The sequence below is a fragment of the Yersinia sp. SCPM-O-B-9106 (C-191) genome, from assembly GCF_026183365.1.
GTDB classification, from domain to species: Bacteria; Pseudomonadota; Gammaproteobacteria; order Enterobacterales; family Enterobacteriaceae; genus Yersinia; species Yersinia rochesterensis.
The window spans coordinates 525745-546606 of sequence record NZ_CP110791.1; the positions used below are offsets into that span (position 1 = coordinate 525745).

Consider the following 20862-nt stretch of genomic DNA (forward strand, 5'->3'; position numbering starts at 1 on the left):
ATGAACAAAGAGATTCTGGCTGTTGTAGAAGCAGTTTCCAATGAGAAATCCCTTCCGCGCGAGAAGATTTTTGAGGCGTTGGAAACCGCTCTAGCGACAGCGACCAAGAAAAAATACGAACAAGAAATTGAAGTTCGCGTCAGCATCGACCGTAAAACCGGTGATTTCGACACCTTCCGTCGTTGGGTTGCCGTTGATGAAGTCACGATGCCAACTCGCGAAATTACGTTAGACGCGGCTCAATATGAAGATCCATCGCTCCAGTTGGGCGATTATGTTGAAGATCAGATTGAATCTGTCACTTTTGACCGCATTACCACCCAAACTGCCAAGCAAGTTATCGTACAAAAAGTGCGTGAAGCAGAACGGGCTATGGTAGTTGAGCAATTCCGCCAGTATTTAGGTGAGATTGTTACCGGCACGGTTAAGAAAGTTAACCGCGACAGTATTGCACTGGATCTGGGCCATAATGCCGAAGCTGTTATTAACCGCGAAGACATGTTACCGCGTGAAAACTTCCGCCCAGGCGACCGTATCCGTGGTGTTTTGTACGATGTTCGTCCAGAAGCTCGCGGTGCTCAACTGTTTGTCAGCCGTTCACGCCCTGAAATGCTGATCGAACTGTTCCGCATTGAAGTGCCAGAAATCGGCGAAGAATTGATCGAAATTAAAGCCGCTGCCCGTGATCCAGGTTCGCGTGCTAAAATTGCGGTTAAAACCAACGACAAACGTATCGACCCGGTCGGTGCTTGTGTTGGTATGCGTGGTGCCCGTGTTCAAGCTGTTTCCAGCGAACTTGGCGGCGAGCGCATTGATATTGTATTGTGGGATGATAATCCAGCCCAGTTTGTTATTAATGCCATGGCGCCAGCTGATGTTGCGTCAATTGTGGTTGATGAAGACAAACACACAATGGATGTTGCCGTTGAAGCCAGTAACCTGGCACAGGCAATTGGCCGTAATGGCCAGAATGTGCGTTTAGCGGCACAGCTGAGTGGCTGGGAACTGAACGTAATGACGGCGGACGATCTTCAGGCGAAGCATCAGGCCGAGGCTCATGCCGCTATTGATACCTTCACCAAATATCTTGATATCGATGAAGACTTTGCCACCATCTTGGTAGAGGAAGGTTTCTCTTCTCTGGAAGAATTGGCTTACGTGCCAATGAAAGAACTTCTGGAAATCGATGGTCTTGACGAAGATACGGTTGAAGCGCTGCGTGACCGCGCCAAAGCTGCATTGACCACGCTGGCCCTGGCACAAGAAGAAAGTCTTGGCGACCAAAAACCCGCTGATGATCTGCTGAATCTGGCTGGTCTGGAACGTAGCATGGCATTTAAATTGGCTGCGCGCGGTGTGTGTACGCTGGAAGATCTTGCCGAGCAGGGTATCGATGATCTGGCAGATATTGAAGGGCTTAGCGATGAGCAAGCCGGCGAGCTGATAATGGCTGCACGTAATATCTGTTGGTTTGGCGATAACGCGTAATAAACTGTAGCAGGAAGGAACAGCATGACAGATGTAACCGTAAAATCGCTGGCAGCTGAGATTCAGACTCCAGTTGATCGCCTGGTACAGCAATTTGCTGATGCAGGGATCAAGAAGTCTGAAGTAGACTCAGTTACCCAGCAAGAAAAAGAAACATTGCTGGCGCACTTAAACCGTGAACACGGTAGTGCGCCTAATAAACTCACGTTGCAACGCAAAACGCGTAGCACCTTGAATATTCCGAGCACCGGCGGAAAAAGTAAATCGGTGCAAATAGAGGTCCGCAAGAAACGCACTTATGTAAATACGCCGGAAGCTGAACAAGCGAAAGCGGAAGAGCAGGCACAGCGTGAAGCGGAAGAGCAGGCACAACGTGAAGCGGAAGCAGCAGCGCAGAAAATCGCTGAAGAAAAAGCTAAACGAGCGGCCGAAGAACAAGCCAAACGTGAGGCCGCTGAAAAAGCTAAACGCCAAGCAGCGGAAAAAGAAAAAGTGACGAATCAACAAACCGACGAAAAAACCAAGCCAGCTCAGACTGATAAAGCACGCCGTGAAGCTGAAGCTGCCGAGCTGAAACGCTCTGTAGAAGAAGAAACACGCCGTAAGGTCGAGGAAGACGCTAAACGCGTTGCTGAGGAAGCCCGTAAAATGGCAGCCGAAAATGAAGGTAAATGGCCAGCACCTGTGACTGAGCAGACTGAATCTGCCGATTACCATGTGACCACCTCACAACATGCGCGCGCCGCGGAAGATGAAAACGACGCCAAAGTTGAAGGTGATCGCCGCAGCCGCACTCGTGGTGGTAAAGCAACTAAACAGAAGAAAGGCAATAAACTCTCCGAGTCTAAAGCTGATCGCGAAGAAGCACGTGCTGTTGGCCGTAAAGGCAAACGTAAACCAAGCACATTACAACAGAGCTTCAACAAGCCTGTTGTTGCCGTTAACCGCGATGTAGTGATTGGCGAGACGGTAACTGTTGCTGAACTGGCAAACAAAATGGCTGTTAAAGGCTCTCAGGTCATCAAAGCAATGATGAAACTGGGTGCAATGGCAACCATTAACCAGGTTATCGATCAGGAAACAGCACAGCTGGTTGCTGAAGAGATGGGCCACAAAGTTATCCTGCGTCGTGAAAACGAGCTGGAAGAAGCGCTGATGAGCGACCGTGATACCGGCGCTGAAGCTGCAGCTGAGCACCGCGCTCCAGTTGTGACCATCATGGGCCACGTTGACCACGGTAAAACTTCTCTGCTGGATTACATCCGCTCCACGAAAGTGGCGTCAGGTGAAGCCGGCGGTATTACACAGCACATCGGTGCTTATCACGTTGAAACTGAAAACGGCATGATCACTTTCCTGGATACACCGGGACACGCCGCGTTTACTTCAATGCGTGCCCGTGGTGCTCAGGCGACTGATATCGTGGTGCTGGTTGTTGCAGCCGACGATGGCGTGATGCCACAGACTATCGAAGCTATTCAGCATGCCAAAGCGGCGAACGTGCCAGTTGTGGTTGCTGTGAATAAAGTCGATAAGCCAGCCGCTGACCCAAGCCGTGTTAAAACTGAATTGATTCAATACGGTATTATATCCGAAGATTTTGGCGGCGATGTTCCATTCATCGAAGTCTCTGCGAAAGTCGGCACCGGTATTGATAATCTGCTGCAAGCAATTCTGCTGCAAGCTGAAGTCATGGAACTGAAAGCAGTTCGTACTGGCATGGCAAGTGGTGTTGTTATCGAATCCTTCTTGGATAAAGGCCGTGGCCCAGTTGCTACCGTGCTGGTTCAACAAGGTACGCTGAACAAAGGCGATATCGTACTGTGTGGCTTCGAGTATGGCCGTGTACGTGCGATGCGTGACGAGCTAGGCCGTGATATCACGTCTGCTGGTCCTTCTATTCCGGTTGAGATCCTGGGCTTGTCCAGTGTTCCAGCTGCTGGTGACGAAGTTACCGTTGTTCGTGACGAGAAGAAAGCCCGTGAAGTTGCACTGTATCGTCAGGGCAAATTCCGCGAGGTTAAGCTGGCTCGTCAGCAGAAATCTAAACTGGAAAACATGTTTGCTAACATGACCGAAGGTGAAGTTTCTGAACTGAACATCGTCATCAAATCTGACGTACAGGGTTCTTGTGAAGCTATCTGTGATTCACTAGAAAAACTGTCTACCGATGAAGTGAAAGTCCGCATTGTGGGTTCAGGCGTTGGTGGTATCACCGAAACTGACGCAACACTGGCCGCAGCTTCTGGCGCAATCATCCTTGGCTTTAACGTTCGTGCTGATGCTTCAGCGCGTCGTGTAGTAGAAACTGAAGGCTTGGATCTGCGTTACTACTCAGTCATTTATAGCTTGATTGATGAAGTTAAGCAGGCGATGAGTGGTATGCTGGCACCTGAGTACAAACAACAAATCATTGGTTTGGCTGAAGTTCGTGACGTATTCAAATCACCGAAATTTGGCGCCATTGCTGGTTGTATGGTTACTGAAGGTGTGATTAAGCGTAATAATCCAATCCGTGTTCTGCGCGACAACGTGGTTATCTATGAAGGCGAGCTGGAATCTCTGCGCCGCTTCAAAGATGACGTTAGCGAAGTTCGTAATGGCATGGAATGTGGTATCGGCGTTAAGAACTACAATGACGTCCGTACGGGTGATGTGATCGAAGTCTTCGAAATTATCGAAATCAAACGTACTATCGATTAATCGCCTTAGATCTGCTTATATCCATTTGGGGGGCCTTGGCCCCCCAATTTGTCTGGAGAATCCAAATGGCAAAAGAATTCAGCCGTTCTCAGCGTGTTTCACAAGAAATGCAAAAAGAGATCGCACTCATCTTACAGCGCGAAATCAAAGACCCTCGTGTTGGCATGGCGACAGTGTCAGGTATCGAGCTATCTCGTGATTTGGCTTACGCTAAAGTCTTTGTGACCTTCCTGAATGTGTTAACCGACAATGCTGATCCGGATACAGTAAAAAATGGCATTAAAGCACTGCAAGATGCCTCCGGTTATATCCGCACTCTGCTGGGTAAAGCAATGCGCTTGCGTATCGTGCCAGAACTGACTTTCGCTTATGACAACTCTCTGATTGAAGGGATGCGGATGTCTAACCTGGTGACTAACGTCATCAAAAATGATGCAGAACGTCAGGTTAATCCAGGAAACGACGAGGAGAAGTAATGGGTCGTCCACGTCGTCGCGGCCGTGACATTAACGGCGTTCTGTTATTGGATAAGCCGCTGGGCCTCTCCTCTAATGACGTTTTACAAAAGGTAAAACGCCTCTTTAGCGCAAACCGCGCAGGTCATACTGGTGCACTTGATCCTTTGGCGACCGGTATGTTGCCTATCTGTCTGGGTGAAGCGACCAAGTTTTCCCAATTTTTGCTAGATTCAGATAAACGCTATCGTGTTGTGGCCCGTTTAGGTCAACGGACTGATACCTCGGATGCCGAAGGCGCATTAATCAGCGAGCGGGAAGTTAATGTCACGCAGGCGCAGATGGATGCCGCTCTGGACAGTTTCCGTGGTGATAGCCAGCAAGTGCCATCCATGTATTCTGCGTTGAAGCATCAAGGCAAGCCACTGTATGAATATGCCCGTCAGGGGATTGAAGTAGAGCGCGAAGCGCGCAGTATTACTGTGTACGAGCTGCTCTTTATCCGCTGGGAAGGTAATGACCTGGAGCTGGAAATTCATTGCTCTAAAGGGACTTACATTCGCACCATTGTTGATGATTTGGGTGAATTGTTGGGTTGCGGCGCGCATGTCAGTTATTTGCGCCGTTTGCAGGTAGCGACTTATCCAAGTGATCGCATGGTGACTTTAGAGCAGTTAACGGCGATGGTTGAAGCGGCACAAGCAGCAGAGCGTTCGCCAAATGCGGAACTGGATGCGCTGCTATTGCCGATGGACAGTGCAGTATTAAATTTCCCTGAAGTCAATCTGTTACCTGCTGTTGCTGCTTATGTAAAACAAGGGCAGCCGGTGCATGTAGCCGGTGCGCCAGGCGAAGGAATGGTTCGTATCACTGAAGGCGAAGAGCGTAATTTCATTGGTATTGGCACCATTGCAGAAGATGGCCGAGTGGCTCCTAAGCGCTTGGTTGTGGAATATGCTGAGTAGGGCCTAGCGGCCTACCTTGCGATCCCGCAGTTCAAAGAGTAGAATAGTGCGGCTTACATATTGGGTTGCTGAATTAGAGATCGGCGCCTGTCTTAATTTATCTATATATTTGGAGTTGTATCATGTCTCTAAGTGTTGAAGCGAAAGCTAAAATCGTTGCTGACTTCGGTCGCGGTGCCAATGACACCGGTTCAAGCGAAGTTCAGGTTGCTCTGTTGACTGCTCAAATTAACCATTTGCAAAGTCACTTCTCCGAGCACAAAAAAGATCACCACAGTCGTCGTGGTCTGCTGCGTATGGTATCCACGCGTCGTAAGCTGCTGGACTACCTGAAGCGTGAAGACATATCGCGTTATGCTTCCCTGATCGAGCGTCTGGGTCTGCGTCGCTAAGTCTGCGAGTTTCGGGAGAAAGGGGCCAAATTGGCCCCTTTTTTCTAAGAAGCAATGATAAAATACGTTAGTATATTGTTGTTGTTCTATATTTTAAAAAAAGGATCTTCCGGTGCAGAGGTTCGCGCGGCTAATGAGAGACTTTAACTCAATGGGAGTTAAGGGTTGTCATTAGTCGCGAGGATGCAGTGTGAAGGTATTAGTAACAGGTGGATGAGATCGTCAATACGATCCGGCACCGCATAGTATAAGGATACTATTTTGCTGACTCCGATTATTCGTAAATTCCAGTACGGCCAACATACCGTCACCATCGAAACTGGCATGATGGCCCGTCAGGCAACTGCTGCTGTAATGGTAAGCATGGATGACACAGCAGTATTCGTCACTGTTGTTGGCCAAAAGAAAGCCAAACCAGGCCAGAGCTTCTTCCCTCTGACAGTTAACTATCAGGAGCGTACTTACGCTGCTGGTCGTATCCCAGGCAGCTTCTTCCGTCGTGAAGGCCGCCCAAGTGAAGGCGAAACACTGACTTCACGTCTGATTGACCGTCCGATTCGCCCACTGTTCCCAGACAGCTTCCTGAATGAAGTTCAGGTTATTGCGACTGTTGTTTCGGTTAACCCACAAATTAACCCAGATATCGTGGCATTGATTGGTGCATCAGCTGCGCTAAGCCTGTCAGGTATTCCATTCAACGGCCCAATCGGTGCTGCGCGCGTTGGCTTTATCAACGACCAGTACGTGCTGAACCCAACCACTGACGAGCTGAAAGAAAGCCGTCTGGACTTGGTTGTTGCCGGTACTGCTGCTGCAGTATTGATGGTTGAATCAGAAGCTCAAATTCTGTCTGAAGATCAAATGTTAGGCGCGGTTGTCTTCGGTCACGAACAACAACAAGTTGTGATTGAAAATATCAACGCTCTGGTTGCTGAAGCGGGCAAACCTAAGTGGGATTGGCATGCAGAACCAGTGAATGAAGCGCTGCACGCGCGTGTTGCTGAGTTGGCTGCTGCTCGTCTGGGTGACGCATACCGTATCACCGAGAAACAAGAGCGTTACACACAAGTTGATGCTATCAAAGCTGACGTGACTGAAGCGCTGTTAGCGCAAGACGATACTTTAGATGCTGCTGAAATTCAGGATATCCTGGGCAGTGTTGAGAAAAACGTCGTGCGTAGCCGTGTATTAGCTGGCGAGCCGCGTATTGATGGCCGCGAAAAAGATATGATCCGTGGTCTGGATGTGCGTACCGGCGTATTGCCACGTACTCATGGTTCTGCGTTGTTCACCCGTGGCGAAACTCAGGCACTGGTTACTGCAACATTGGGTACTGCACGTGATGCACAAAATATTGATGAGCTGATGGGTGAGCGTACTGACTCATTCCTGCTACACTATAATTTCCCTCCATATTGTGTTGGTGAAACCGGTATGGTTGGCTCACCGAAACGTCGTGAGATTGGCCATGGCCGTCTGGCAAAACGTGGTGTGTTGGCAGTAATGCCAAGCCCGAGTGAATTCCCTTACACGATTCGTGTGGTTTCTGAAATCACCGAGTCTAACGGTTCTTCCTCAATGGCTTCTGTTTGTGGTGCTTCTCTGGCCTTGATGGATGCAGGTGTGCCGATTAAAGCCGCTGTTGCCGGTATCGCAATGGGCTTGGTTAAAGAAGACGAAAACTTTGTGGTGCTGTCTGACATTCTGGGTGACGAAGATCACTTGGGCGACATGGACTTTAAAGTAGCCGGTAGCCGTGACGGTATCACCGCATTGCAAATGGATATTAAAATCGAAGGTATCACCCGCGAAATCATGCAGGTGGCTCTGAACCAAGCTAAGGGTGCGCGTCTGCACATTCTGGGTGTTATGGAACAGGCTATCAGCACACCGCGTGGCGATATCTCTGAGTTCGCGCCACGCATCTACACCATAAAAATCAATCCTGAGAAAATCAAGGATGTGATCGGTAAAGGTGGTTCAGTGATCCGTGCGTTGACTGATGAAACCGGTACTACCATTGAGATCGGCGATGATGGCACCATTAAGATTGCGGCAACCGACAGCGAAAAAGCACAGCATGCTATCCGCCGTATCGGAGAGATTACTGCCGAAATCGAAGTAGGTCGTATCTATAATGGTAGTGTGACCCGTATTGTTGACTTCGGTGCATTTGTGGCCATTGGTGGCGGTAAAGAAGGTCTGGTTCACATTTCTCAAATCGCTGACAAGCGTGTTGATAAAGTGACTGACCATCTGCAAATGGGCCAGGAAGTTCCAGTGAAAGTAATAGAAGTTGATCGTCAGGGACGTATTCGCCTGAGTATCAAAGAAGCTTTAGAAACTGCCACTCCTGCTGTAGAAACTCCGGCAGCTGAGTAATTAGTATTCCACAGCTCCTTGCTGATGAGTGAGGGGCTGTGTTATCTCGAGGGCAGGATGCTCTTGTATTAAACAAATGGATGAAAGGATATTTATCCAATGTTTGTCTTCGGGAGTAGGAAATGAAGCCTTTCTTGCGCTGGTGTTACGTTGTGACAGCACTGATGCTGGCAGGATGCAGCAACCATGATTGGCGTAAAGACGAGGTGTTGGCAATTCCGTTGCAACCTACGTTGCAGCAGGAAGTGATTCTGGCGCGCATGGAACAAATCCTTGCAAGTCGGGCACTTACGGATGATGAGCGCGCGCAGCTTTTATATGAGCGCGGAGTGCTGTATGATAGCCTCGGGCTACGGGCACTAGCGCGAAATGATTTTTCGCAAGCGTTAGCTATTCGTCCTGATATGCCAGAAGTTTTTAACTATCTGGGCATTTATTTAACGCAGGCAGGCAATTTTGATGCTGCCTATGAAGCGTTTGATTCTGTACTAGAGCTTGATCCAACTTACAATTACGCGCGTTTAAACCGGGGTATCGCTCTGTATTATGGCGGTCGACTCCCGTTGGCGCAGGATGATCTGCAGGCGTTTTATCAAGACGATCCAAATGATCCCTTCCGTTCGTTATGGCTGTATCTGGTGGAAAGAGAAATCGATCCTAAGACAGCTGCAGTAGCGCTACAACAGCGCTATGAAAAATCGGACAGAGGGCAATGGGGATGGAATATTGTCGAATTCTACTTGGGCACAATCAGCGAAAAAACGCTGATGGAACGGCTCAAGGCAGATGCAATGGATAACACTTCGCTCGCTGAGCATCTCAGTGAAACTGACTTCTATTTAGGTAAACATTACCTAAGTCTGGGGGACAAGAACACTGCTTCGGCGCTGTTCAAACTGACGGTAGCTAACAACGTTCATAACTTTGTTGAGCACCGCTATGCATTGTTGGAATTGGCGCTTTTGGGCCAAGAACAAGACGACCTATCGGAATCGGACCAGCAATAGCTGACGAACAATTATTAGCCTGATATACCTTGGTTTTTACCAACGTTAATCACCCTAACAGGTGATGGCCTTTTTGTTCGTTTTATAATCTAATTTGAGCCGGTTCACACTTTTCAATGAAAATGACTGAAAATTTTCTCGACGAGTTATGTAGACTGGCTGCCATTATTAATGAGGCACGTGTACATGACTACTGAGCTTGAAACCTCTTTTGCTGATCTGGGGCTGTCCGCTCCAATTCTTTCCGCTCTGACTGATCTTGGTTATGAAAAACCATCTCCTATTCAGTTGGAATGTATTCCACACCTGTTGAACGGCCGTGATGTTCTCGGCATGGCACAAACCGGTAGTGGTAAAACAGCCGCATTTGGTCTGCCGCTGTTGCACAACATTGACCCAACATTGAAAGCGCCACAGGTACTGGTGTTAGCACCGACCCGTGAGTTGGCTATTCAGGTTGCACAGGCACTGACCGATTTTTCAAAACACATGAACGGCGTTAACGTGGTGGCCCTGTACGGCGGTCAGCGTTATGACGTTCAATTACGCGCTTTGCGCCAAGGGCCACAAGTTGTTGTCGGCACCCCAGGTCGTCTGTTAGACCACCTGAAACGCGGTACTCTTAACCTGTCCAACCTGAGCGGTTTAGTGTTGGATGAAGCAGATGAAATGCTGCGTATGGGCTTTATCGAAGACGTCGAAACTATCATGGCGCAGATCCCAGCAGAACATCAGACTGCACTGTTCTCTGCTACCATGCCAGAAGCGATTCGTCGTATCACCCGTCGCTTTATGAAAGAGCCACAGGAAGTCCGCATTCAGTCTAGCGTGACGACCCGCCCTGACATTAGCCAGAGTTTCTGGAGAGTCGGTGGTGGTTATAACAAGAAAGAAGCATTGGTTCGTTTCTTGGAATCTGAAGATTTCGATGCAGCCATCATCTTCGTGCGTACTAAAAATGCGACGCTGGAAGTTGCAGAAGCTCTGGAACGTAGTGGTTACAACAGCGCTGCATTGAACGGCGACATGAACCAGGCGCTGCGTGAGCAGACACTGGATCGCCTGAAAGATGGCCGTCTGGATATCCTGATTGCGACTGACGTTGCTGCTCGTGGGCTGGATGTTGAACGTATCAGCTTGGTTGTAAACTATGATATCCCTATGGATTCAGAGTCTTATGTTCACCGTATCGGCCGTACTGGTCGTGCGGGTCGTGCAGGCCGCGCGTTACTGTTCGTCGAGAACCGTGAACGTCGTCTGTTACAGAACGTTGAACGTACCATGAAGCTGACTATCCCTGAAGTCCAATTGCCAAACGCAGAAGTACTGGGCGAACGTCGCTTAGCCAAATTTGCGGATAAAGTCAGCAAACAGTTGGAAAGCAGTGATTTGGATATGTACCGTGCGTTGCTGGCTAAGATGCAACCAGAAGAAGGGTTTGATATTGAAACTCTGGCTGCTGCACTGCTGAAAATGGCACAGGGCGAACGTCCTCTGATCTTGCCTCCAGAAGCACCGCGTCGTCCACAGCGTGAATTCAATTCTCGCGATGACCGTGGTAGCGATCGCGGCCGTGATCGCAATGACAGCCGTCGTGAACCTCGCTCTGACAGCCGTGACGGTGGCGAGCGTCCAGCACGTCGCGAACGTCGTGATGTTGGTGAGATGGAACTGTACCGCATTGAAGTGGGTCGTGATGATGGTGTTGAAGTTCGTCATATCGTTGGCGCTATCGCTAACGAAGGTGATATCAGCAGCCGTTATATCGGCAACATCAAGCTGTTTGCTTCGCATTCAACTATCGAGCTGCCAAAAGGCATGCCGGGCGAAATGTTATCTCACTTCACCCGCACCCGTATCCTGAACAAGCCGCTGAACATGCAGCTGTTGGGTGATGCACAGCCGCATGAGCGCCGTGAGCGCCCAGCGGGTGGTAACGGTGGTGGTGAGCGCCGTGGTGGTGCTGGCCGTTCAGCCGGTGGCGAACGTCGTGAAGGCGCAGGTGCTCCTCCTCGTCGTTCATTCGGCAGCGACCGTGCTCCAGCTGGTGGTGGCGAACAACGTCGTGGCAATCGTGATGGTCAGCGCTCAGCTGCACCAGCACCACGTCGCGATGATGCCGCAGCGCCAGCCGCACCCGCTCGCCGTCGTTTCGGTGATGCATAAGTCTTAGTCATCTTTGATGATTAAAAAAAACCAGCCCTCGGGCTGGTTTTTTTATGTCTGCGATATTCAACCTGTGAATGAATTACAGCCGCTCGGCGGGTTGCAAGTCTTGCTGCAAACTGGCAACTATTTCAAATGAATACAATCGTGCTTGATGATCAAAAATCTGGCCATTGACCATCAATTCATCGGCCTGAGTTTCCCGCAATAGTGACTGAAGCCCGTGCCGGACTTTACTTTTATCGCCAATGATAGACAGGCGCAGCGCTTGGTCGACACCAAACTGTTCGGCTGGCGAGCAGATTTTTTCCATATCGTCGATAGGCGGCGGCAACTGGCCCGGTGTGCCACGGCGCAGATTGACAAACTGTTGCTGCATCGAGGTAAACAGAAAACGGGCATCACGCTCACTATCTGCGGCGACGACATTCACACACACAATCGCATAAGGTTTTGGCCACTGAGCGGAAGGTTTGAAATTCTCCCGATACAGTTTGAGCGCCTGGAATAGCATGTCTGGTGCAAAATGCGAGGCGAAAGCAAAGGGCAGGCCCATGGCGGCGGCCAATTGCGCACTATACAGGCTAGAACCCAGCAGCCACAGCGGGACATGCAAACCTTGGCCGGGGACGGCTTGTACCGCTTGCCCTGGTTGCGCATCGGCAAAGTAGTTTTGCAGTTCGCGTACATCGGACGGGAAATTATCCACCTCACCAGAGAGATGGCGGCGTAGCGCCATCATAGTGCGCTGATCACTGCCGGGGGCCCGGCCAAGGCCGAGATCGATGCGGTCAGGATACAGCGAGGCAAGGGTACCAAACTGCTCAGCAATCACCAGTGGCGAATGGTTTGGCAGCATAACACCGCCAGAACCGACGCGGATGGTGCTGGTGCCACCGGCAATATAGCCAATCAGCACGGAGGTCGCGGCGCTGGCAATGCCAGTCATATTATGATGTTCAGCCAGCCAATAGCGGTGATATCCCCACTTTTCAGTATGTTGAGCTAAATCCAGCGAGGCATGAAATGCATCTCGTGGGGTCTTACCCAGTGCTATTGGTGATAAATCGAGAACCGAAAGCGGTACTGGCGAGCTATCCGCCATAGAAACGTTGTTATCATTCATAGAATCGTCCATCTTAACCTTAGTCGAGTCGCTTGAAGGGCGAGCGCGTTTATTGATAACCGCATTGATTTTAAAGAGATAACTACGGATTACTATATTCACCATGTGAATAAATCACAGCCATAACAGCCATGCATGAATAAGAGCATAATCGAAATAGTGTCTTTCGGGAGGGGAATAAATGCGGCCTGAAAGGGGACAGATTGTCTGCGTGAATAATCAATGTGAATAAATGGGGAGCCGTGGCCCCCCGCCTAATCTATTAGGACACCAATTCTAGCCCGGCTAATCGCCGCCAGTAGCCGTTACAATCGGCTTTATTGGCCAAGGTCAGGGGAACTAAACCTTGCTCGTTGGCGCGGAACTGGTCGATAACATTCAGTGTATCAATACCTTGTGGCGAAAGACGGACGATATCCACCAAACCTTGCATGGAAATCAAATCATTACCGAGGTTATAGCAGTAGCCACTCTGAGTTTGAATGCCATTGAGAATAAACACCTGCTGCTCTTCTTGTGACCGCACTGGCCGCCCTTGTGGGTACTTAATGCAACAAGTTTCACATTGGTCTTTAGCTAGATTTTCTGAACGCGCAGTAAAACAGCGGGCAGAATAAGCCAATGGCAGATGGCCGTAGCTCAACACTTCGACTTCAAACTGATTGCGGAACCCCAGCTCTTCACACTGTTGCAGCACATTAGCCAGCCAATCGCGAGATAGCTCAACTGGCATACACCAGCGCATCATCCCCTGGCGATGTAAAATCCGCAGGGTATAAGCGTTGTAGCAATTGAGTGCATGACCGGCCACAAACGGCAAACCGCGTTCGGCCGCCATATTCACCGCACCCAAATCATTCGCTTCCAGCAAGAATTCGCCGTTTTCCACATAGCGCTTTAGCTCATTTAACTCTGATGGCGCTTGCAACAAGGCGAGAGTGGAAATCACCACCTGCTTACCGCTGGCGGCAACTTCTTTGGCTAAAGCTAACCAATCACCCACTTTCATTTCGCGGCGCTTGGTGCAAACATTCTCACCAAGATAAATGATATCGGCGCTGCTGCTGACTGCGGCCTGATAAAAAGCTTCAATATCGGTTTTTGGCCAGTAATAGAGCACTGCGCCTAAGGCGTACTTCATACTTCCTCCGGCTACTGCCACTTACGATGATAAGCGCCCAGGGTAGTTTGGGTGCCTTCGGACATTGCGCCCAGTTGTTCCATCCATTCTGCTTTAGCAGAAAATTGCGCAGGGTTTGCCTGATAGCGGTCAATTGCCTGCCGCCATACTTTGGCGACCTGGCTGACATAAGCCGGGCTGCGCTGACGCCCTTCAATTTTCACTGAGGCAATATTTGCGGCAAATAATTCTGGTAGCAGTTCAAGGGTATTCAGGCTGGTCGGCTCTTCCAGTGCATGATAGCGCTGGCCATCCACCAGATAGCGCCCTTTACACAGGGTCGGATAACCGGCGTTTTCGTTATCTTCATAACGGTCGATCAGCACCTCATTGAGGCGAGATTCCATCCCTTGCGGGGTTTGCTGCCAGCGAACAAAGCGCGCTGGTGAACAGGCACCCACGGTATTGGGGGATTCACCGGTCAAATAGGATGAAAGATAACAGCGGCCTTCGGCCATAATGCACAAGCTACCAAAGGCGAAGACTTCCAGCGGCACCGGGCTGGTGCGGGACAATTGCTTAACCTGATGCATGGATAGCACGCGCGGTAAAACGACCCGTGCCACATCAAAATGGCGTTGATAGAAACGGATAGCTTCATCATTGGTCGCAGATGCTTGCACCGACACGTGGCGCTCAACCTCTGGGTAGCGTTCAGCGGCATATTCCAACATGGCCAAATCCGCTAAAATCAGAGCATCGGCCCCCAGTTGCGCCGCCATATCCACCGCTCGCTGCCAACGGGAATAGCCGTCGGGGTGGGCGAAAGTATTAATAGCGATATGTAATTTGCGCTTGCGGCTGTGAACGTAATTGACCGCTTCCTGTAGCTTTTTCTCGGTGAAATTCAGTCCGGCAAAATGGCGGGCGTTAGTATCATCTTTCAAGCCGATATAAACTGCGTCAGCACCATTATCAATTGCGGCCTTTAATGCGGGTAAATTGCCGGCAGGACAAAGCAGCTCCATAGAATTTTCCCTATCCGAAGATGATATTAGAATATAGCGAAGGGCGATTTTAGTTAACCTGCTGTGAACTGACCTTGATTTAGGGCAGTTTCTTTGGCATTGGCACCATTCTCCTGATATTTAGCAAGACTTTCAGAGACAACTTGGTGCAAAATTTATCGATATAACATATTTATCTGGATTTAGAGGAGTCACCGCCTGTGTTGGGAGAACTACGAGCGCGCCTTGTGCGCCAAGGGCCTGCGCTGCTGCGGGGTCCGTTAAAATTGACACCATTTGCCTTACAGCGCCAGGTACTAGAACAGGTGTTGGGTTGGCAATTCCGTCAGGCACTGCTGGACGGTGATTTGGAATTTTTAGAGTCTCGCTGGTTAAAAATTGAAGTGCGCGATCTCGCATTGCAATGGTTTATGACGGTAGAAAGCGGTAGGCTGGTGGTCAGCCAACAGGCTGAGGCAGATGTTAGCTTTAGTGGTGATGCCAACGATCTGATTTTGATCGCTGCCCGTAAAGAAGATCCGGATACACTGTTTTTTCAGCGCCGGTTGCGAATTGAGGGGGATACCGAATTGGGCCTGTATGTGAAAAATCTGATGGATGCCATTGAATTGGAATCCATGCCGACGCTACTGCGAGTAGGTCTGCAACAATTGGCTGAATTTATTGAAGCAGGTCAGCAAGAGGGTGCGGTGGGTGCTTCCCGTACATTAGCATCATGCTGATCCGGGTTGAAATTCCAGTCGATGCGCCGGGGATTGACACCTTATTGCGCGAGGCATTCAAGCGAGATGATGAAGCGGAATTGGTGCAACAACTGCGCGAGGACGGCTTACTGACGCTGGGTGTTGTGGCGACGGATGATGAGGGCGGTGTGGTTGGTTATGTCGCATTCAGCCCGGTGGATGTGGGCGGTGAAGACCGGCAATGGGTTGCGCTGGCTCCGCTGGCAGTGGAGGATGGCCTGCGTCGGCAAGGTCTGGCGGAGAAGCTGGTCTATGAAGGTCTCGACTCTCTGAATGAGTTTGGCTATGCCGCTGTCGTGGTATTAGGTGAGCCAGCTTATTATCAGCGTTTTGGTTTTGTTCCGGCCGCCCGTCATCAATTAACCTGCCGTTGGCCTGATACTGAAGAAGCCTTTCAAGTGTATGCGTTGGCAGACGATGCACTGACTGACGCTGATGGCGAAGTGGTGTTTTCTGCGCCGTTTAATCGGTTCTAACCTCTAGCAGAGATACCAATGAAGAAGGCTGGCTCATCACCAGCTTTTCTTTTTGCTGCTTACTAAGCTGTTTCACCCGATATTCTAGTTTTAAGGCAGTTGAACGATCCCCTGCTTCACAATGAAATACCAGCGCTAACTCCCCCTTGCCCCGCAGCGCTTTTGCGCCTTTTCCTGCTTGATGTTGCGTGAGTCTTCTGGCCACATCAGTGGTAATGCCGGTATACAGCATGCCGCTGGCGGTGCGCAGCAAATAAAGATGCCAAAGGCTGTCCGACATAATCTTATTCCAGTCCGGGGTGGCGGTTAGGAACATTATTACCGGAATTTCCTATTGCATCCTGACTTTTTTATCTGCTGGCACCTGATCAGTTTAAATTGGCCCTATCTTGCTCGATATGAGCCATTCTGTTGCTTATTTAGTCTTTGCTGCAAACTCAAAGCGCGGTGAAACCAAGCCGTACAGTGTCCAACCAAGGAACGTCACAATCGCGCCCCACGTCATGGCTTCCTGACCAGAACTGTAAAGCGCATAGAAGCTGTACATTGCACCAATAAAGGCAATGATATTGGCTTTGCGCGCTTTGGCTGGTGGAACATTGGCAGTTTTCTGAATAATCACCAACGCTGCCATAGATAGGATGTATGGGATGATATTGGTCACGACCGCCAGATTGACCAGCACATTGAATTGTTTATTCAATGACGGGCTAATGGTCATTAGCGACAAGACACTCTGGATGACAACAATGGTCAGCATCCCTTTGATTGGCGCATTAGCTTTGCTGACTTTAGAGAAAATTTTCGGGAAGAAACCTTCATCAGCAGAGGATTTAAAGACCTGAGCAATGGTGAACTGCCAGCCGAGCAATGAACCGACACAAGACATAATCATCAATGCCATGATGATTTTACCCACGGCTGGGGTAAACATATAAGCGAATGCCAGGCCAAACGGCGCAGTTGAGTTCGCCAAATCCATATTCGGCACAATACCGGCGATGACGTTGGTCGAAATAATGTAGATAACTGCTGCACCTAAAGTCCCGCCCAATACCGCGATCGGAACGTTACGTTCAGGGTTTTCTACTGCATCGGTGTTGGCACAGGCAGATTCCAATCCCAGAAAAGCCCATAACGTCATAGAGATAGAGGAGCCGATAGCTTCAAAGGTCGGCACGTTATGTGGATTCCATGCTGCCATATAGGCCGAGCCGCTAAACCAGAACCAGCCCACAATAGAGATGCCTACCACCGGGATAATGACCCCCCAGATAGTGACGCTGCTGATTTGTCCGGTAATGCGCGCGCCACCGAAGTTAGCCACAGTTGCCAACCACAACACGCCGATGGTGGCGATACAAATACCGAGTGGCGTTAAAGTGGTACCCAGTAATTCTGTCCCGTACCCGACGGCTGATATCGCAATGGCGATATTGGCAATCAACAGGGATGCACCATAGGTATAGTTGGCCATAAAGTTGCCGGATTTGCCGAAAGCGTATTCTGCATAACCGCCCATCCCCCCTGATTTGCGGCTGAACATCCCGCACTGAGCAAAGGCGTAAGCCAGTGCCATAGAACCCACTGCGGTAACTAACCATGAAACGATAGAAATCGTCCCAACTTCGGCGAGTTTGGTTGGCAGCATAATTATGCCGGACCCCATCATATTGACGGCGGTCAGAATAGTCAGCTGGACGACTCCCATCTTATTATTTGTTTTACTCATTTTTATTATCTCTTTTAAAATTTCAGAGACTGCGGGGATAATTCCCCGCAGGTTTGAGTTATTTATTTTTCATCATATAGCCGTATGCACGGTTCCATCCGTCTTCATCGACTTGTAAATAAACACCTTGTAATTCAGGTGCAAAACCGGGCAATAAATTAATACTTTCTTCAAGTGCCAAGAAATAACGTTGAGCTGCGCCGCCCCAAACTTCACCAGGGACAACACACAATACTCCCGGTGGGTAAGGAAGTGCGCCTTCAGCGGCAATTCGACCTTCTGCTTTGCACAATGGTACTAATTCGGCATGTCCACGGACGAATTCAATATTGGCATCCTGAGGATTCATCACGACTTTAGGGAAATATTGTTTGCGGAACATTTCTTTTTGCAGTTGTTTCACATCATAGCTGACATAAAGATCATGCATTTCCTGACATAGTTTTCCGATGGTATATCCTTTATAACGAGTTTCGTTATTACGATAAACCGTTGGTAATACCTCACTTAATAATGCATCTTCTTCAATGAAACGTTCAAAACGAGCAATTTGCGCCACCAAGTGTTGCATTTTTGCCAAGTCTTCTGCTGGCGTTAATAAGAACAGGATGGAGTTAAGGTCACATTTTTCTGGCACGATGCCATTTTCACGCAGGAAGTTAGCTAGAATAGTCGCTGGAATACCCGATGCAGTATATTCGCCAGTATTGGTATCAATCCCAGGTGTGGTTAATAATAGTTTGCATGGGTCAACAAAATATTGTGATTCTTCGTAGCCTTCAAAAGCATGCCATTTTTCGCCCGGAATAAAATTAAAGAAGCGCAAATCTTGTGCCATGGCATTGGTGTCATATTGTTGCCAAGGTTTACCATCAACCTCTACCGGAACAAAAGGCTTAATCATTTTACAGGTATTTAAAATCATTTTACGGGCTTCAATACCAGTCTTAACACAATCTAACCACATGCGCTGGCCACTTTTTCCTTCATGCATTTTGGCATTAACATCTAATGCCGCGAATAATGGATAAAATGGGCTGGTGGATGCGTGTAGCATAAAGGCATTATTAAAACGCTTATGGTTACAATAACGGTCCTGACCTTTAATATGTTTATCTTTCTTATGAATTTGCGAAGTTTGTGAGAAACCAGCCTGTTGTTTATGTACTGATTGCGTAACGATAATCCCCGGATCATTTTCATTCAGTTCAAGTAATAATGGTGAACAATCTTTCATCATCGGAATAAATTGTTCGTAGCCCACCCAAGCGGAGTCGAACAGAATATAATCGCAAAGGTGACCAATTTTATCCACGACCTGACGAGCATTATAAATGGTGCCGTCATAAGTCCCCAATTGAATAATGGCCAGGCGGAATGGGCGAGCTTGATTGGCTCGCTCAGGAGCGACGCTATGTATTTGTTCACGAAGGTATTTTTCTTCGAAACAGTGGGCGTCAATACCGCCAATAAAGCCGAATGGGTTACGGGCAGTCTCCAGATATACCGGTGTTGCCCCAGCTTGAATCAGTGCGCCATGGTGGTTGGATTTGTGATTATTACGGTCAAATAGCACCAGATCACCACGGGCTAACAGAGCATTAGTGGCCACTTTATTCGAGGCAGAAGTCCCGTTCAGTACGAAATAAGTTTTATCGGTATTAAATACTTTTGCTGCATGTTTTTGAGCATCACAAGGTGCGCCTTCATGAATAAGTAAATCACCTAATTTGACGTCAGCATTACACATATCAGAACGGAAAATAGTTTCGCCGTAGAAGTCAAAGAATTGACGGCCAGCGGGATGTTTACGGAAGAATTGGCCCCCTTGGTGTCCTGGGCAGGCAAAAGTGGAATTTCCCATTTCTACATATTTTTTTAATGTATTGAAGAAGGGCGGCAGTAATTCTTTCTCATATTTTTCAGCGGCGGATTCCAGCTGTTTACCGTAAAAATCAGTATTGTCACCGCACAGCTCAAACACCCCATTTAAAGACGGTAATACATCAGTATTTAGTTCTTCTTCACAACAAACCGCTGCAAAAATAGGAATATCCAGACCTAATGAATGAATGCTTTCAATGACATCATTATTAATATCCTGAACAGAAAGCACCACAGCAGCAACATCAGTAAAGTCTGTGTGTAAAACATCTACTACTTCGCGTTGAGTTTCAAAGCAGGGTATTGCTGAGGTACTGGCCGCGATATTTAACTTTTTCATTTATTTTTCTCTCTTTTTTTATTTAGGGTATATGAACCCGTCCAACATTTTTTCAAGTTGGATTTAGTCGTTTAATAAATTCTGTGTATAGCAATCCGTATCAATGAATTAATATTCATTAATAAATGGTTTGCTTGTCTGCGCACACGTTGCCTTTATATCATTCATTTCTTTGGTGTAAAAAAGGACTGAATTTAAGGCGCAGTTGTCCTTATGTCATGAAGCATCGATGACAAAGGTGACATTAATTTTTTACGAGATAGCTATGTTTCTGCTGAAAGACGTAAACATCGCACTAATAGAGATTGAGTCATAAAATGCACCCATCTGTTAGGCATGAAAATATTACGATTGTTCGTCTTTTCGAATAACGCAGACAATAGTTAACATTACGCCAAGGCAAGAACGCGCTTTTCGTCGCTGTTAAAAATTGAGCATAGACAATGACTATCCAATAAAAATGGATGTCATCGCAGGAGGGAGATTATCTATAATGGTAATAAGAAAAATTAAAATAACTACGGTGTGCGGGCATCATTAAATGCGTTGTTCGCCTTATATGTGCCATTTTCTTGTTGTTATTTTCCATTTGTGTAAGGTCTCTGGTTTTTTAAACAAATTTCTGGTTTTAAACAAGGTTGCCGTTTTAAACAAGGTTTTCAAAAAATGAACTGATGGCGGCTATTCTAGTCATAACACTCATTCGTTCTGTGACTTGGGTCACGTTTTTATCCGATTTTAAAATACCTTTTGACTAAAAAATGAATAAATAACTATTTTTATTCGTTTTTAACGGTATTTATTCAAAACTGTACTGGATGTTATGCAATACAGTAAGATTATATTTAACATGGC

At 48.3% G+C, this 20862-nt stretch carries 18 protein-coding genes; 11 read left to right on the forward strand and 7 right to left on the reverse strand.

What is annotated here, in order from left to right:
* From nusA to OP863_RS02435, 9 genes are all read left to right on the forward strand, one after another.
* The gene (gene nusA, locus OP863_RS02400) at window positions 1–1488 is read left to right on the forward strand and encodes a transcription termination factor NusA (RefSeq protein WP_038636801.1); all 1488 of its coding nucleotides are present in this window, start codon (window positions 1–3) and stop codon (window positions 1486–1488) included.
* 24 nt (window positions 1489–1512) lie between these two features.
* On the forward strand, window positions 1513–4191 hold the full coding sequence (gene infB, locus OP863_RS02405) for a translation initiation factor IF-2 (protein WP_042562590.1): 2679 nt from the start codon (window positions 1513–1515) through the stop codon (window positions 4189–4191).
* A 65-nt stretch (window positions 4192–4256) separates the two neighbouring features.
* Window positions 4257–4667 (forward strand): 30S ribosome-binding factor RbfA, encoded by a 411-nt coding sequence (gene rbfA, locus OP863_RS02410; protein ID WP_032819271.1) that lies wholly within the window; start codon window positions 4257–4259, stop codon window positions 4665–4667.
* Window positions 4667–5611 carry a tRNA pseudouridine(55) synthase TruB gene (gene truB / locus OP863_RS02415; RefSeq protein ID WP_145588790.1) on the forward strand — a complete coding sequence of 315 codons (945 nt, stop codon included), beginning with the start codon at window positions 4667–4669 and terminating at the stop codon, window positions 5609–5611. The genes rbfA and truB overlap by 1 nt, the downstream gene beginning before the upstream one ends.
* A 122-nt stretch (window positions 5612–5733) precedes the next feature.
* Window positions 5734–6003 (forward strand): 30S ribosomal protein S15, encoded by a 270-nt coding sequence (gene rpsO / locus OP863_RS02420; RefSeq protein ID WP_038636793.1) that lies wholly within the window; start codon window positions 5734–5736, stop codon window positions 6001–6003.
* A 261-nt stretch (window positions 6004–6264) separates the two neighbouring features.
* On the forward strand, window positions 6265–8385 hold the full coding sequence (gene pnp, locus OP863_RS02425) for a polyribonucleotide nucleotidyltransferase (protein WP_038636789.1): 2121 nt from the start codon (window positions 6265–6267) through the stop codon (window positions 8383–8385).
* 122 nt (window positions 8386–8507) lie between these two features.
* Window positions 8508–9392 carry a lipoprotein NlpI gene (gene nlpI / locus OP863_RS02430; RefSeq protein ID WP_032819273.1) on the forward strand — a complete coding sequence of 295 codons (885 nt, stop codon included), beginning with the start codon at window positions 8508–8510 and terminating at the stop codon, window positions 9390–9392.
* A 122-nt stretch (window positions 9393–9514) separates the two neighbouring features.
* Window positions 9515–9589 (forward strand): protein YrbN, encoded by a 75-nt coding sequence (yrbN, locus tag OP863_RS19980; protein WP_223499600.1) that lies wholly within the window; start codon window positions 9515–9517, stop codon window positions 9587–9589.
* Window positions 9579–11558, forward strand: a complete 1980-nt coding sequence (locus tag OP863_RS02435; RefSeq protein ID WP_145509860.1) for a DEAD/DEAH family ATP-dependent RNA helicase — start codon at window positions 9579–9581, stop codon at window positions 11556–11558. Before yrbN ends, OP863_RS02435 begins: the two co-directional genes overlap by 11 nt.
* A gap of 82 nt (window positions 11559–11640) precedes the next feature.
* Here OP863_RS02435 and OP863_RS02440 read toward each other — a convergent pair whose 3' ends face one another.
* The 3 genes from OP863_RS02440 to ubiU form a co-directional block, all read right to left on the reverse strand.
* Window positions 11641–12663: a luciferase-like monooxygenase gene (locus OP863_RS02440; RefSeq protein WP_145585979.1), complete on the reverse strand. Its 1023-nt coding sequence runs from the start codon at window positions 12661–12663 to the stop codon at window positions 11641–11643.
* Between the two features lie 283 nt (window positions 12664–12946).
* Complete coding sequence (locus OP863_RS02445) at window positions 12947–13825, reverse strand: U32 family peptidase (RefSeq protein WP_038636782.1); 879 nt, start codon at window positions 13823–13825, stop codon at window positions 12947–12949.
* Between the two features lie 11 nt (window positions 13826–13836).
* Window positions 13837–14832 carry a ubiquinone anaerobic biosynthesis protein UbiU gene (ubiU, locus tag OP863_RS02450; protein ID WP_038636779.1) on the reverse strand — a complete coding sequence of 332 codons (996 nt, stop codon included), beginning with the start codon at window positions 14830–14832 and terminating at the stop codon, window positions 13837–13839.
* 200 nt (window positions 14833–15032) lie between these two features.
* On the opposite strand from ubiU, the gene ubiT reads away from it, so the two are divergent.
* Entirely contained in the window at window positions 15033–15554 is a 522-nt protein-coding gene (gene ubiT, locus OP863_RS02455; protein WP_038636777.1) for a ubiquinone anaerobic biosynthesis accessory factor UbiT, read from the forward strand.
* Entirely contained in the window at window positions 15548–16051 is a 504-nt protein-coding gene (locus OP863_RS02460; protein ID WP_145509858.1) for a GNAT family N-acetyltransferase, read from the forward strand. Before ubiT ends, OP863_RS02460 begins: the two co-directional genes overlap by 7 nt.
* Here the strand turns inward: OP863_RS02460 and OP863_RS02465 are convergent.
* From OP863_RS02465 to speFL, 4 genes are all read right to left on the reverse strand, one after another.
* Window positions 16038–16331: a GIY-YIG nuclease family protein gene (locus tag OP863_RS02465; protein ID WP_038639871.1), complete on the reverse strand. Its 294-nt coding sequence runs from the start codon at window positions 16329–16331 to the stop codon at window positions 16038–16040. The two genes, OP863_RS02460 and OP863_RS02465, sit on opposite strands and share 14 nt — an antisense overlap.
* Before the next feature lie 135 nt (window positions 16332–16466).
* On the reverse strand, window positions 16467–17783 hold the full coding sequence (gene potE / locus OP863_RS02470) for a putrescine-ornithine antiporter (RefSeq protein WP_038636771.1): 1317 nt from the start codon (window positions 17781–17783) through the stop codon (window positions 16467–16469).
* A 58-nt stretch (window positions 17784–17841) separates the two neighbouring features.
* A complete protein-coding gene (gene speF / locus OP863_RS02475; protein ID WP_265525842.1) occupies window positions 17842–20007 on the reverse strand; it encodes an ornithine decarboxylase SpeF in 2166 nt (721 codons plus the stop codon).
* 484 nt (window positions 20008–20491) lie between these two features.
* On the reverse strand, window positions 20492–20596 hold the full coding sequence (gene speFL, locus OP863_RS19945; protein WP_105877053.1) for a leader peptide SpeFL: 105 nt from the start codon (window positions 20594–20596) through the stop codon (window positions 20492–20494).
* Window positions 20597–20862: the final 266 nt, after the last annotated feature.